12 protein-coding genes are annotated in these 14,081 nt (G+C 71.0%); 4 read left to right on the plus strand and 8 right to left on the minus strand.

What is annotated here, in order from left to right; all coding sequences use genetic code 11:
- Positions 1–83 precede the first annotated feature (83 nt).
- From ABL57_RS06590 to ABL57_RS06605, 4 genes are all read right to left on the minus strand, one after another.
- Positions 84–1,745: a ubiquinol-cytochrome c reductase cytochrome b subunit gene (locus tag ABL57_RS06590; RefSeq protein ID WP_047802661.1), complete on the minus strand. Its 1,662-nt coding sequence runs from the start codon at positions 1,743–1,745 to the stop codon at positions 84–86.
- Positions 1,745–2,839 (minus strand): ubiquinol-cytochrome c reductase iron-sulfur subunit, encoded by a 1,095-nt coding sequence (locus ABL57_RS06595; protein WP_047802662.1) that lies wholly within the window; start codon positions 2,837–2,839, stop codon positions 1,745–1,747. Before ABL57_RS06595 ends, ABL57_RS06590 begins: the two co-directional genes overlap by 1 nt.
- Positions 2,840–2,914: 75 nt before the next feature.
- Positions 2,915–3,706 (minus strand): c-type cytochrome, encoded by a 792-nt coding sequence (locus tag ABL57_RS06600; RefSeq protein WP_047802663.1) that lies wholly within the window; start codon positions 3,704–3,706, stop codon positions 2,915–2,917.
- A gap of 64 nt (positions 3,707–3,770) precedes the next feature.
- A complete protein-coding gene (locus ABL57_RS06605; protein WP_082157273.1) occupies positions 3,771–4,409 on the minus strand; it encodes a heme-copper oxidase subunit III in 639 nt (212 codons plus the stop codon).
- 253 nt (positions 4,410–4,662) lie between these two features.
- Between ABL57_RS06605 and trpD the strand changes: the two genes are divergently transcribed.
- The gene (trpD, locus tag ABL57_RS06610; protein ID WP_047802664.1) at positions 4,663–5,721 is read left to right on the plus strand and encodes an anthranilate phosphoribosyltransferase; all 1,059 of its coding nucleotides are present in this window, start codon (positions 4,663–4,665) and stop codon (positions 5,719–5,721) included.
- A gap of 132 nt (positions 5,722–5,853) precedes the next feature.
- On the opposite strand, the gene ABL57_RS06615 is transcribed toward trpD, so the two are convergent.
- The 4 genes from ABL57_RS06615 to ABL57_RS06630 all read right to left on the minus strand — a co-directional run bounded on the left by ABL57_RS06615 (position 5,854) and on the right by ABL57_RS06630 (position 11,316).
- A complete protein-coding gene (locus tag ABL57_RS06615; protein ID WP_047802665.1) occupies positions 5,854–6,132 on the minus strand; it encodes an Lrp/AsnC family transcriptional regulator in 279 nt (92 codons plus the stop codon).
- Between the two features lie 51 nt (positions 6,133–6,183).
- Positions 6,184–6,600, minus strand: a complete 417-nt coding sequence (locus ABL57_RS06620; protein WP_047802666.1) for a DUF3054 domain-containing protein — start codon at positions 6,598–6,600, stop codon at positions 6,184–6,186.
- A gap of 1,147 nt (positions 6,601–7,747) precedes the next feature.
- On the minus strand, positions 7,748–10,141 hold the full coding sequence (locus ABL57_RS06625; protein ID WP_047802667.1) for an excinuclease ABC subunit UvrA: 2,394 nt from the start codon (positions 10,139–10,141) through the stop codon (positions 7,748–7,750).
- A 752-nt stretch (positions 10,142–10,893) separates the two neighbouring features.
- Positions 10,894–11,316, minus strand: a complete 423-nt coding sequence (locus tag ABL57_RS06630) for a hypothetical protein (protein WP_047802668.1) — start codon at positions 11,314–11,316, stop codon at positions 10,894–10,896.
- A gap of 270 nt (positions 11,317–11,586) precedes the next feature.
- Here ABL57_RS06630 and ABL57_RS06635 point away from each other — a divergent pair, with 270 nt between their 5' ends.
- The 3 genes from ABL57_RS06635 (at position 11,587) to ABL57_RS06645 (ending at position 13,850) form a co-directional block, all read left to right on the plus strand.
- On the plus strand, positions 11,587–12,132 hold the full coding sequence (locus ABL57_RS06635) for an NfeD family protein (protein ID WP_238985994.1): 546 nt from the start codon (positions 11,587–11,589) through the stop codon (positions 12,130–12,132).
- 76 nt (positions 12,133–12,208) lie between these two features.
- Entirely contained in the window at positions 12,209–13,345 is a 1,137-nt protein-coding gene (locus ABL57_RS06640; RefSeq protein ID WP_047802670.1) for an SPFH domain-containing protein, read from the plus strand.
- 169 nt (positions 13,346–13,514) lie between these two features.
- Complete coding sequence (locus ABL57_RS06645) at positions 13,515–13,850, plus strand: RNA polymerase-binding protein RbpA (protein WP_047801781.1); 336 nt, start codon at positions 13,515–13,517, stop codon at positions 13,848–13,850.
- Positions 13,851–14,081 lie beyond the last annotated feature (231 nt).

Consider the following 14,081-nt stretch of genomic DNA (forward strand, 5'->3'; position numbering starts at 1 on the left):
TAGCGGGGGGAGCGCCTCGGTGCAGCGACGACAAAACCCCGGGAGGATGATCCTCCCGGGGCTCCGTCAGGCGGTCGAACGACTCAGCGGACGAGCTCCCGGTCCTGCGGACCGGCCGTCACGGCCTCCACCTCGTGGTGGTGGTGCGCGGCCTCGAGCTCGGCCGGGGTCACGGGGGCGACACGGTCCTCGAAGAAGAACCGGCTGACCCGCTCGCGCATCTTCTCCGTGCCCGTGATCCTGCCCTTGCCGTTGGGCTGGGCCGGCAGCACGTCGTAGTCAGGCATGGCGACCAGACGGTAGCGCTTGTACTCGTCGAGCGGCTCGTGCACCTCGATGAACTCCCCGTGGGGCAGCTGCTGGACACGACCGGTCTCGCGACCGTGGAGCACGATCTCGCGGTCCTTGCGCTGCAGCGCCAGGCAGACGCGCCGGGTGATCATGAAGCCGAGGATCGGCGCGATGAAGTACGCGGCCCGCAGCCAGTAGATGACGTCGTTGAGCGACACGTTGAAGTGCGTGGCGATGAGGTCACCGCTGGCCGCGACGAGCATCACGGTGTAGAAGGCCACGCCGGCGACGCCCATGGCGGTGCGGAAGGGGGCGTTGCGCGGGCGGTCCAGGATGTGGTGCTCGCGGTCGTCCTTGGTCACCCACCGCTCGATCCACGGCCAGGCGGCCATGAGGCCGAACAGGATCATGATCGGGACCATGGGCAGGAGGACGTTCAGCGGGATCGACATGCCCCAGAAGGTCCACTCCCAGTTGATCGGCCAGGTGCCGGGCATGAGGCGCACGGCGCCGTCGGTGAAGCCCATGTACCAGTCGGGCTGGGAACCGGCCTGCACCGGGGAGGGATCGTACGGCCCGTAGTTCCAGATCGCGTTGATGGTGGTGGTGGCCGCCATCAGCGCCATGATGCCGAAGACGATGAAGAAGAAGCCGCCCGCCTTGGCCGCGTAGACCGGGCCCACGGGGAAGCCGACCACGTTGTTCTCGGTGCGGCCCGGGCCGGGGAACTGGGTGTGCTTGTGCACGACGACCATGAACAGGTGGACCACGATCAGACCGAGGATCGCCGCGGGGATCAGCAGCACGTGGATGATGTAGAGGCGCGCGATGATGTCGTGGCCGGGGAACTCGCCGCCGAACAGGAACATCGACAGGTAGGCGCCGACCAGCGGGATGGCCTTGAGGATCGCGTCGGCGATCCGCAGACCGTTGCCGGAGAGGACGTCGTCCGGCAGGGAGTAGCCGGAGAAGCCCGCCACGATGGTCAGCAGGAACAGCCCGACGCCGACGAGCCAGTTCAGCTCACGGGGCCGGCGGAACGCACCGGTGAAGAACACGCGGAGCATGTGCACGGCCACGGCGGCGGCGAACACCAGCGCGGACCAGTGGTGGATCTGACGCAGGAACAGCCCGCCGCGGACGTCGAAGGAGATGTCGAGGGTGGAGGCGTAGGCCGCCGACATCTCGACGCCCTGCATGGGCACGTACGAGCCCTCGTACTCGAGTGCGGCCATGGAAGGCTCGAACCAGAGCGCCAGGAACGTTCCCGAGAGCAGGAGGATGACGAAGGTGTACAGCGCCACCTCGCCGAACATGAAGGACCAGTGGTCCGGGAAGATCTTCCGGCCGAACTCCTTGACCATCGGCGACATGCCGACCCGGGTGTCGACGAAGTTCGCGATCCGGCCGGTGCCGGTCTGCGGCTTGTACTGGAAATCAGTGGACGTGGACATCAGTTCGCCTCACCCTGCATCTCTTCGACATGGGTACCCCGCTGGGAGTAGGTCGGTCCGACCGGTTCCTGGAAATCGCTGCGGGCCACGAGGTAGCCCTCGTCGTCCACGGTGATCGGCAGCTGGGGAAGGGGCCGGGCAGCCGGCCCGAAGATGACCTCGCACTCGTTGGTGAGGTCGAAAGTGGACTGGTGGCACGGGCAGAGCAGGTGGTGGGTCTGCTGCTCGTACAGCGCCACCGGGCAGCCGACGTGGGTGCAGACCTTCGAGTAGGCGAAGATGCCGTCCACGTTCCAGTCGGCCCGCTCGGGCGACACGTTCACGGACTCGGGGTCCAGCCTCATGAGCAGGACCACGGCCTTGGCCTTCTCGTCCAGGTAGCCCTCGTTGTGCCCGATCGTGCTCAGGTTCTCCGGCACGACGTGGAACGTGGAGCCCAGGGTGACGTCCGAGGCCTTGATCGGTGTCCCGGAGGGGTCGCGGACCAGGCGGATGCCCTCGTCCCACAGGGTCTCCTTGAGGACGTCCAGGTTGGTGGGGCCCAGATCCTTGAGCAGCCCGACGAAGGGCAGGGGAGCGAGGACCGCGGCGCCGATGAGGGTGTTGCGCAGCAGCGGACGGCGCTTGATGCCCGACTCGTCGTAGATCGTGGTGAGGATGCTCTGCGCCTCGGCGCGCTGCTCCTCGGTGCGGACCGCGTGCCGGCTCTCGACCAACTCGTGGTCCGGCATGAGCGTGCGCGCCCAGTGCACGACCCCCAGGCCGATGCCGAACATGCCGAGCGCGATGCCCAGGCCCAGCAGGAGGTTCTGCAGCTGCAGCGCCTGGGTGGGGGCCGTGTTCGTGACGTCGTAGATCGGACCGTCCACCCGGACGCCGAAGTAGCCGACGAAGAACAGGACGGACCCGATGACCGAGATCAGGAACAGCAGGACGACCTGCCGTTCGGCGCGCTTGGCCGCCCGGTCGTCGACGTCCGTCAGGCGCGGGCGGTGCGGGGGCAGTCCGGGGTCAGGGAAACGCTCCATCGCCGTGGTGCCCGTGGTGGCAACTGTTCCCGACTCGTGGGGAGTGCCGTCACTGTGGCTTCCCATGTGTGGTCCCTCATTCTTCTCTTGGTGCAGTTGATCGTAGCTAGTGGGTCCGACATCTGCTGCCGGGACGGCAGCTCAGGCGGAGCGCGAGGTGAGCCAGATGGTGAACCCGATGATGACCGCGAGTCCGATGGTCCACACGAAGAGGCCCTCGGAGACCGGGCCGAGCGCGCCGAGGCCGAACCCGCCCGGGTTGGGGCTCTCCTCGAGGGTCTTCAGGTACGTGATGACGTCCCGCTTCTCCTCGGGGGTGATGTTCGCGTCGTTGAAGACCGGCATGTTCTGCGGCCCCGTCTGCATCGCCTCGTAGATGTGCACCTCTTCGACGCCCATCAGGGACGGCGCGTACTTGCCGCGGGTCAGGGCGCCACCGGCGCCGGCGGCGTTGTGGCACATGGCGCAGTTGGCGAGGAACACCTTCGCACCGTTGGCGGCGTTGCCCTGGGTGACGTCCAGGTACTCCTCCTCGGGCACGGCCGGGCCGGGGCCCAGGGTCGCGACGTAGCCGGCCAGCTGAGCGGTTTCCTCGGGGTTGAACTGCGGGGCCTTCTGCGGGGCCTGCGGGCCGTTGGCCTGCATGGGCATGCGCCCGGTGCCGACCTGGAAGTCGACCGCGGCGGCGCCGACGCCGATCAGGGACGGCCCGGAGGGGGTGCCCGCGCCGTCGAGGCCGTGACAGGTGGAGCAGTTCGCGATGAACAGCTTCTCGCCCTCCTCGAGGTCCTGGGCCGAGTAGGACTCGGTCTGGGCCTTGGCCTCGTTGGTGGTGGTGGCGACTGCGTAGAGCCCACCGCTGAGGAGCAGGGCCAGGACCATCAGTACGAGGACTGCGAGAGGGTGGCGCCGCTGTTGCGAAAGTGCCTTCACGTCAAACGTTCCTTTAACTCGGTGCTGCGTTGGTTTGCTGGGGTCGTCCCCGGGAGGGCGCGGGCTACTTGAGGAAGTAGACCACGAGGAAGAGGACGATCCAGACGACGTCCACGAAGTGCCAGTAGTAGGACACGACGATCGCCGAGGTGGCCTCGAAGTGCCCGAAGCGCTTGGCCACGAAGGCACGGCCCATGATGAACAGGAAGGCGATGAGCCCGCCCGTCACATGCAGGGCGTGGAAGCCCGTGGTGATGTAGAAGGCGGAACCGTAGGCGTTGGCCGGGATGCTGATGCCGTGGCTCACGAGCTCGGCGTACTCGAACGCCTGCACCGCCACGAAGATCGCCCCCATGATGAAGGTCAGGGCGAACCACTCGACCATGCCCCACCGGCGCACGTCCAGGGCGCCGCCGGCACGCCGGGGCTGGAGGCGCTCGGCCGCGAAGACGCCGAACTGGCAGGTCACGGAGCTCGACACCAGGATGATCGTGTTGGCGGTGGCCAGCCACACGTTCAGCTTGGCCGACTCGTCCGCCCACAGCTCCGGGGAGGTGGAGCGCAGCGTGAAGTACATGGCGAAGAGGCCGGCGAAGAACATGACCTCGGAGGCGAGCCACACGATGGTGCCCACGGAGGTCAGGTTGGGTCGGTTGATCGACCCGCCTACCGGCTTGGCTGGGGTCTGGGTTGCAGTCGTCACAGAGACATTATGTCGCCAAAACTGCCGGTGGACCAACCAGGATCGGATCGGGCGATTTGCGTGTCCGGCGCCCCGCCGCCCCGCGCGATCGGGCCCCGGGGCCGTGTCCGGCGCCCGGGTGCCGTGGATCCCGGGCGGGAGGGGGCCTGCGGAGGGCGTCCGTGATCCGTGTCACCACCGGCCGGGGAGCGCTCGGTCGCTCCGTTGTCGGTGGGTTCCGGGCCCCGGCGGGGCGGGCGATACGATCGAAGGCGTGAACACGACGACTCCGGCGACCGCACCGCACTTCGAGTGGCCCGACCTCATCACCGCGCTGATCTCGGGGGCCGACCTGACCCGGGAGCAGGCGTACTGGGCCATGGACACGATCATGTCGGGGGAGGTGTCGGACGTCGTCATCGCGGGCTTCCTCGTGGCCCTGCGGGCCAAGGGGGAGACGGTCGAGGAGCTCACCGGCCTGGCGGACGCGATGGTGTCCCGGGCCCGGCCGGCCGACATCCCCGGGCCCGCCCTGGACATCGTCGGCACCGGCGGAGACCGGCTGTCCAGCGTGAACATCTCCACGATGGCGGCCCTGGTCTGCGCGGGCGCGGGCGCGAAGGTGGTCAAGCACGGCAACCGTGCGTCGTCGTCGAAGTCGGGCTCCGCCGACGTCCTCGAGGCCCTCGGGGTCCGCCTGGACCTGCCGGTCGAGCTGGTCGAGTCCGCCGCGGAGCACGTGGGCATCACGTTCCTGTTCGCCCAGACGTTCCACCCGTCGATGCGCTTCGTGGCCGCGGCGCGGGCGCAGCTGCGGGTGGCCACCACGTTCAACGTCCTCGGGCCCATGACCAACCCGGCCCGGGTCGAGGCCTCGGCGATCGGCGTGGCCGACCGCGCCCTGGCTCCGCTCATCGCCGGGGTCTTCGCCGCTCGGGGGCATCGCGCCCTGGTCTTCCGCGGCGGCGACGGGCTCGACGAGCTCACCGTGACGGCGCCCTCGGAGATCTGGGAGGTGCGCGGCGGCACCGTCGAGCACCACGAGCTCGAGCCCCTCGACCTCGGCATGCCGCGGGCCACGATCGAGGACCTGCGCGGGCGGGACGCCCTGTACAACGCCCGGGTCGTCGAGCAGGTGCTGGCGGGGGAGCCGGGGCCCGTGCGCAACGCCGTGCTGCTCAACGCGGCGGCGGGGCTGGTCGCGCTCGACCAGGAGGCGGAGGGTTCGTTCCACGACCGTCTGGCGGCCGGGGTCCGGCGCGCCGAGCAGGCCGTGGACAGCGGCGCCGCGCGCGCGGTCCTGGACCGCTGGATCGCCCACACCGTCCGCTGAGGACACCGGAGGATCCGACGACGCACGGCCGGTGAGCACCCGCTCACCGGCCTTCTGTCGTTCCGGCCTCCCGTCGTCGTCCCGGCCCCCGGTCGTCGCCGGGCGCTTCGACCGGGGGCGGCGCCGGCGGGCTCAGTCGATGCCGAGGGAGAAGGCGGCGTCGAGGTCGTGCTTGCTGTAGGTGCGGAAGGCGATGTTCGTGTTCGTGCCCACCACACCGTCGACCTTGGAGAGGCGGTCGGCGATGACGTCCGCGAGGTCCTCGTGCCGGTGCACGCGCACCATGGCGATCAGGTCCCAGTCGCCGGTCACGGAGTACACCTCGCTGATCCCGGGGATCTCCGAGATCTGCTCCGCGACCTCAGGAATGCGGTCGGCGGAGGTCTTGATGAGGACGATGGCGGTGAGCATGGGACGCCTTTCTCGGGACGGGGCCGGCCGGAGCCGGTGGAACAGGGCGGATCAGGGCCTGCGGCGGGCCTGCGCCGCGCGCACCGTGAGAGCGAGCGCGCGGTGGCCCAGCAGGAGAACGGCGAGAGTGGCCAAGGTCACCAGCACGAAGCTCGGTGCGGTGCCCTCGCCGACGAGGACCCGCAGGCCCATGCCCACGACGACGGTGGTCAGCCACAGGGCGACGCCGCGCGGCCACAGGCCGACGGGGTGGCGGGGCAGCTGCCAGACGGCCCAGCCCAGCAGCAGTCCGGTGAGGAACGGCCAGGCGGTCTCCAGCACGCCCACGGCATCGAGGGCGTGGGTCCTGCGCCCGACGGCGGCGAAGAGGAGGACCAGGAGCACGTCGATGACGAGGGCCGCCGGCCAGGAGCTCCGGCGCCCGGTGCGCCCGGTGGGCGGCGTGGTGGTGGGGGCCGTGGTGTGCATGCTCGCAGTCTAGTCGGGGTCCCGGGGCGATCCGACGCATGCCGTTCGGGGTGAAGTCGAAGCTGAAGGTTGAAGGACTGAGGGTGGGTGAACCCTCAACCTTCGACCAGGAGTCCAGGGATAAACCGGGTGCGGTCCGGAACGGCGACGAGCGGGTTCGGCGGCCGGGGTCGAAGGGTGGTGGCGCGGTCGGCGGTCGTGCGCCGGCCACCCGGACGCCGATGCGCTCGGCGGTGCGCGGCGCACCGAGGGGTCGGGGCCGCAGGCGGTCGGCCGCACGGCGTGCTCCGTGGTTGTGCCGAGCGGGTGTGGCGCACCCGGGGTGAGAGGAGGTGGAATGGCCGGACGGGGAGGACCCTCTCGCCCCGACTTTACATAATGTAGATTATCGGCGCTTTGGAGAGGAGTGCTGAACCGGGTCCGTCGTAGGCCCGGAACCCACTGTTCGGACCTGTTCATCGATCGTGCATGCAGCCTGCACCTGCGTCCCCGTCGGCCGGCGCGCAGGCGCCTTGAGGACGCGCGACCGGGACTCCGCCGAGGCCGGCCCGTTCCGCTGCGGCGTCCCGGCGCGCCTCCGGGGCCGGTGTTCCATAGTGTGGTCCGGCTGCGTGGTCCGGCTGTGGTGTTCGGCCGTCGAGGCGTGCCGCGCCGAGGTGTCGTCCGCCGTCCGACGCCTCGGCATGCCGCCTGGGTGTGCCCGTGTCCGTGAGCGCCTTCGCCCGGGCGGTCCTCGGCGTCGGTGCGCGCGGACGGATGCGGCCCGCGCCGGGCCCGTCCGCACGCAGCGGATCGTTCCCTGCGGTCCGGGCATCCCTGGCCTGCCCGAGGTGCTGGTAACGCCCGTGGCCGGCGACCCTGTGGCCCCCGGTGCCCACGAGCCGCCCGGCTCCGGCATCGCCTGTGACCTGGGTCACTGCCGCGCCCACGATCCGCACAGGTCCCGGTCGTCCGTCGGAGGACTGTTCCAGCGGCCGGGCCGTGCGGATCGGCCGTGCGGCGTCGTTGCTCCCGGCCACGGCGGCGCCCCGGCGGGCGCGGGCGCACCCGCAGAGGCCGCGGTACTCCCCCGGCCCGTGCGGTCGTTGCCCGCCGACCATGGTTCGCAGGAACCCACGCGCGGGCCGGACGGCACCGGGCCCGGTGGTCACGCCCCGACGTAGGCCGCCAGGTGGCGGCCGGTGAGGGTCGAGCGGGAGGACACGAGGTCCGCGGGCGTGCCCTCGAAGACCACACGGCCTCCCTCGTGGCCGGCCCCGGGGCCGAGGTCGACGATCCAGTCGGCGTGGGCCATGACCGCCTGGTGGTGCTCGATCACGACGACCGACTTCCCGGCGTCGACGAGCCGGTCGAGCAGTCCCAGCAGCTGCTCCACGTCGGCCAGGTGCAGGCCGGTGGTCGGCTCGTCCAGGATGTAGACCTCCCCCTGCCCGGCGAGCTGGGCGGCCAGCTTCAGCCGTTGCCGCTCCCCGCCGGAGAGTGTGGTGAGCGGCTGGCCGAGCACCAGGTAGCCGAGCCCCACGTCGGCGAGCCTGCCGAGGATCCGGTGGGCGGCCGGCGTGCGCGCCTCTCCGGCGCCGAAGAAGTCGAGGGCCTCGGCCACCGGCATCGCCAGGACCTCGGCGATGTCCCGGCCGCCGAGCGTGTGCTCCAGCACGGCGCTCTGGAAACGCCGTCCTCCGCACTCCTCGCAGGTGGACTCGACGGTCGCCATGACGCCGAGGTCCGTGTACACGACTCCGGCGCCCTTGCAAGCGGGACAGGCGCCCTCGGAGTTGGAGCTGAACAGCGCGGGCTTCACACCGTTGGCCTTCGCGAAGGCCTTGCGGATCGGGTCGAGCAGGCCGGTGTAGGTGGCCGGGTTGCTCCGGCGCGACCCGCGGATCGCGCCCTGGTCGATCAGCACCACGCCCTCGCGGCCGGCGACCGAGCCGTGGACCAGTGAGCTCTTGCCCGAGCCGGCGACACCCGTGAGCACGCAGAGCGTTCCGAGGGGGATGTCGACGTCGACGTCCTGCAGGTTGTTGGTATCGGCACCGCGGATCTCGAGGGTGCCGGTGGGCGTGCGCACCGTCTTCTTGAGGGACGCGCGGTCGTCGAGGTGCCTGCCGGTGAGCGTGCCGCTGGCCCGCAGCTCCTCGACCGTGCCCTCGAACACGACCGTCCCGCCGTGGCTGCCGGCTCCGGGACCGAGGTCGACGACGTGGTCCGCGATCGCGATGGTCTCCGGCTTGTGCTCCACGACGAGCACGGTGTTGCCCTTGTCCCGCAGCTGCAGGAGCAGCCCGTTCATCCGTTCGATGTCGTGGGGGTGCAGCCCGATGGTGGGTTCGTCGAAGACGTAGCTGACGTCGGTGAGCGACGATCCCAGGTGGCGGATCATCCGGGTGCGCTGGGCTTCTCCCCCGGACAGCGTGCCGGTCGGGCGGTCGAGCGAGAGATACCCCAGCCCGATCTGCGAGAACGCGTCGAACAGGTGCTGCAGGCCGGTCAGGAGCGGGGCGACCGACGGCTCGTCGAGTCCGCGGACCCAACCGGCGAGGTCGCTGATCTGCATCGCGCAGACGTCGGCGATGTTCTTCCCGCCGATCCTCGACGACCGGGCCTGGGCGCTCAGGCGGGTGCCGCTGCACTCGGGGCAGGTCGTGAACGTCACCGCCCGTTCCACGAAGGCGCGCACGTGCGGCTGCAGGGCGTCGACGTCCTTGGACAGCATCGACTTCTGGATCCTGGGGATCAGCCCCTCGTAGGTCACGTTGATGCCGTCGACCTTGATCTTGGTCGGCTCCTTGTACAGCAGGTCGTGGAGCTCCCGCTCCGAGAAGGCTCGGATCGGCTTGCCGGGGTCGAAGAAGCCGCAGCCGCGGAAGATGCGCCCGTACCAGCCGTCCATGCTGTAGCCGGGGACCGTGAGCGCGCCGTCGTCGAGCGACAGGGCGTCGTCGTAGAGCGCGGACCGGTCGACGTCGTTGACCGAGCCCATGCCCTCGCAGCGGGGGCACATGCCCCCCAGGACGGTGAACGTCGTCTTCTCCGCCCGCGTCCGGCCGGGGCCGCGATCCACGGTGATCGCACCGCTGGCCTGCACCGACGGCACGTTGAAGGAATAGGCGTTGGGCGAGCCGATGTGCGGCTCCCCGAGCCTGCTGAAGAGGATGCGCAGCATCGCGTTGGCGTCGGTGGCGGTGCCGACCGTGGAGCGGGGATTGGCGCCCATCCGCTCCTGGTCGACGATGATGGCCGTCGTCAGACCCTCCAGCCGGTCGACCTCGGGCCGGCCCAGCGTGGGCATGAAGCCCTGCACGAAGGCGCTGTAGGTCTCGTTGATCAGCCGTTGCGACTCCGCGGCGATGGTGCCGAACACCAGGGAGCTCTTGCCCGAGCCCGAGACTCCCGTGAACACGGTCAGCCGGCGCTTCGGGATCTCGATGCTGACGTCCCGGAGGTTGTTCTCGCGAGCACCCCGCACGCGGATCAGGTCGTGGTGGTCGGCGACGTGCGGCGCGCCCGTCCGCGGTGCCGTGCTGGGCGGTGTGGTCATGGTGTGGTCCCCTCCTGGGCGGTCCCGCCGGTGTCGTCCTCGGCGACGACGCGCTCCGGTCGGGCTCGCTCCGAGCCTAAGCCCGGCAGCCCCGGCCGGACAGGTGCGGGCCGCGCCGGAGACTCGCCGTCGGCGTGCCGGACCCGGCGGCCGAGGTGGCCGATGGGCGGCCGCGCAGGAGGCGCCGCCGCCGAGCGCCTCCTGCGCGGTGGAAGTCGCCTTTGCCGCCGGCGGGAGCGACGTCGGGGCGGAGACCGCCTACACCTATACGACGCAGGGCACACAGGACATCCCCGTGCTGACGGCGGACACGCACACCGTGCGCTGCAACGCCGAGGAGAGCCGGGCCGACTCCCCACAGGACGTCCAACTGGGGGCCGTGCTCCCGAACGGCGCCCGTGGAGGTGGCCGGGAGGGTCATCGAGGACGCGGCCGATCGGACGCCGACGGTGCGCCTGCGGGTGGACAGCGGCATGGGCTGGAGGGCGTGGTGGTCGAGGAGGCACTCCCCCTGGCCCGGGCCGTCGGGGACGACTCCCACCTGGAGCTCGTGGGGATCGCCACGCGCTTCTCCATGGTCACCGCCGGGGACGCGAGACCATCGACCGCAACGGCACGGCCAACGCCACCGTCGCCCGAAGAACCGCATCGACGGCCAGGACGCGCTGATCCACTTGAGCGGCCAGGCCTTCCGCATGCTCGCCGCCACCGCGCCGCTGCCGGTGACCAGCACCGGCGGGTGAGCCACGGCGTCAGCGCTCCGCGGGTCCGCCGGCCGCGCCGAGGCGCAGGTCGTGTCCCGGGCCGGGACCGGGATCCCCGCCCAGGTCGTGGTCCAGCACGTGGTCGGCGTGGAAGCTGCGGGCCAGCTCGCGGTTGCGGGCGGCCCGCCGCGCGGAGGTGCCCGGCCGCACGGTGACGTCGACGTACACCACGGGCCGGCCGGAGGCGGCCTCGAGCCGGGCGCGCAGCCGCTCGGCCCGGTCGTCCCCGGGCTCGCACTGCCCGGTGCCGAGCAGGACCAGCGCCCGCTCGAAGTCGGGCTCGGCGGCCAGCCAGCGGGTCATCATGGCGGGCAGCCGGGACTGCAGGGCGGAGAGGCCGACGACGGCGGTCGCCGTGCCGGCCAGCCACGCGCCCGCGGCCGAGACCGCAACCGAGGTGACGAGCTTCATGGTTCTCCTCCTTCCTGCTGAGACGGTCCGCCTGACGCGGTTCGTCCGACGGCGTCCGTCCGACGGGGTCCGTCGGACGGGGTCCGGGCGGACCCGCGGGGGCGCGGGTGCCCCGGCGGAACTCACGGGTGGTGCCACGGATCCTGCTCGGGACCGCGGCACCACCGTTGTCGGGTGAACAGCGGGGAAAGCGCAGGTATTCCGTGCGGCACCGCCCGCGGTCCTCGGGCGGCACGCCGCTCCGGGACGGCGTCGGAGGGCTGGGGCACAATGGAGACCAGGGCGCACGCCCTGGCGAAGGCGCAGGAGAGGTCGGGACCGATCATGTGGGAATGGCTCGTCGAGAACGCGTGGCTGTTCTGGTTGCTGGCGATGATCGTGCTGGCCGCGATCGAGATGCTGACCCTCGACTTCGTGTTCCTCATGATGTCCGCGGCGTCGCTGCTGGCCTTCGGCCTGAGCTGGGTCACGGACAACTTCGTGATCCAGGTGGTGGCCTTCGCCCTCGCCGCGGTGCTGCTCATCTTCCTCGTCCGGCCCGTCGCCCTGCGCCGGATCAACCGGTCCACCCCCGGGACCGTGTCCAACGCGGCCCGGCTCATCGGCCTGCCCTGCCAGGTCCTCGACCCGGTCACCGCCCGCAGCGGGCTGGTGCGGCTGGAGGGCGACACCTGGAGCGCCCGCTCGGTCACCGGTGAGCAGCTGCCGGTGGGCACCGACGTCTACGTCCACGAGATCGAGGGCGCCACCGTCCTGGTGGCGCCCCACCCCGCCCCGACCGCCGACGGCCGGCCCGAGCCCCGCCCGTCCTTCTGAACCCCCGCTCCGGAGGCGCCGCGCCGCCGGACCCGGCGTCACCGACGTCGCGCAGCACCCACCGAGAGAGGCACCCGTGGACCTAGCCGTCATCATCCTGCTCGCCGTCCTGATCGTCCTGGTCGTCATCATCCTGTTCCGCTCCGTGCGGATCATCCCGCAGGCGCGGGCCGGCATCGTGGAGCGCCTCGGCAAGTACCGCACGACCCTGACCCCGGGGCTGCACTTCCTCATCCCGTTCATCGACCGGCTGCTCCCGCTGATCGACCTGCGCGAGCAGGTGCAGTCCTTTCCGGCGCAGTCCGTGATCACCGAGGACAACCTGGTCGTCGGCATCGACACCGTCGTCTACTTCCAGGTCACCGACCCGCGTGCGGCGACCTACGAGATCGTCGACTACATCCAGGCCGCGGACCAGCTGACCTCCGCCACGCTGCGCAACGTCGTGGGCGGGCTCAACCTCGAGGAGGCGCTCACCTCCCGGGACAAGATCAACGCTGAGCTGCGTGGCGTCCTGGACTCCACGACCGGTCGCTGGGGCATCCGGGTCTCCCGGGTGGACATCAAGGAGATCACTCCCCCGCCCTCCATCCAGGACTCCATGGAGAAGCAGATGCGCGCCGAGCGGGAGCGCCGGGCCGTGATCCTGACGGCCGAGGGCGACAAGCAGTCCCGGATCCTCATGGCCGAGGGCCAGCGGCAGTCCGCGATCCTCTCCGCCGAGGGCGAGGCGAAGGCCGCGATCCTGCGCGCCGACGGCGAGGCGCAGGCCATCCGCAAGGTCTTCGACTCGATCCACCGTGCCCGGCCCACCCAGAAGCTGCTGGCCTACCAGTACATCCAGACGCTGCCGAAGGTCGCCGAGGGCAGCGCGAACAAGGTCTGGATGATCCCCGCGGAGCTGGGCGACGCGCTGCGGGGCGTCGGGGACTTCCTCTCCCGCCCCGACGAGGACGGCGACGGCCCCGGTCCCGGCCGCGGTGCGGCCGACGAGGAGGGCGTGGTGCCGGAGGAGGCCGCGGGACCGGAGTCGGAGCCGCTCGTCACCCCGGAGGAGGTCCGGGTCACCGACGAGGACCTCTCCCTGAACCTGGAGCGCACCACGGTGGACCCGGACGAGTTCACGATCCCCCGCCCCTCGAGCATCGACCCGGACGCGCCCGTGCGCCTCGAGGACCCGATGCCGCCCCAGGACGGCCCGGCCGGCCGCTGAGGCAGGGTCCGCTGAGGCAGGGGCCGCCCGGGAATCCGGGCCCGCTCCGGGGAACATCCCGGGGGCCGTCGACGTTGCACCCAGAGGATCCCGGGTCCCTGCAGACCCGTCGTCAGCCCGAGTGTGCGCCACGGCCGTGGCCACCGTCAGTTATGGAGGAACCACCACTATGAGCGACCGCAGTCTCAGGGGAATGCGTCTGGGCTCCCAGTCGATGGAGACGGAGGCCGGTGTCGAGCCGGCTCCGCGCCAGCGCGTGGAGTACCGCACCGCGGACGGCGAGTCGGTGACGGTCACCTTCGCCGCGGAGGCCGAGATCCCCCCGGTCTGGGTGTCGAAGACCGGCAAGGAAGCGATCATCGTCAACGGCGAGAAGCCGGAGAACCCCAACGAGAAGCACCAGCGCACGCACTGGGACATGCTCCTGGAGCGGCGCAGCGTGGACGAGCTGGAGGAGATCCTCGCCCAGCGGATCGAGTTCTACCGGGCCAAGCACGCGATCTGAGCCCGCAGCCCCAGAACGCGCGGGCGGTCAGCCCCCACTGGGCCACCCGGACGACGGCCTCGCGCGTGACGTCCGGGCTCATCTTCGACTCGCCCTCGGCGCGCTCCACGAAGGTGATCGGGACCTCCACGACCTGCAGCCCGGCGCGCTCCGTCCGCCAGCCGAGGTCGATCTGGAAGCAGTAGCCCTTCGAGTCGACCGTCTCCAGGCCGATCCGCTCGAGGGTTCCGC

Source organism: Kocuria sp. SM24M-10, assembly GCF_001027955.1.
In the GTDB taxonomy this organism is placed as follows: Bacteria; Actinomycetota; Actinomycetes; order Actinomycetales; family Micrococcaceae; genus Kocuria; species Kocuria oceani.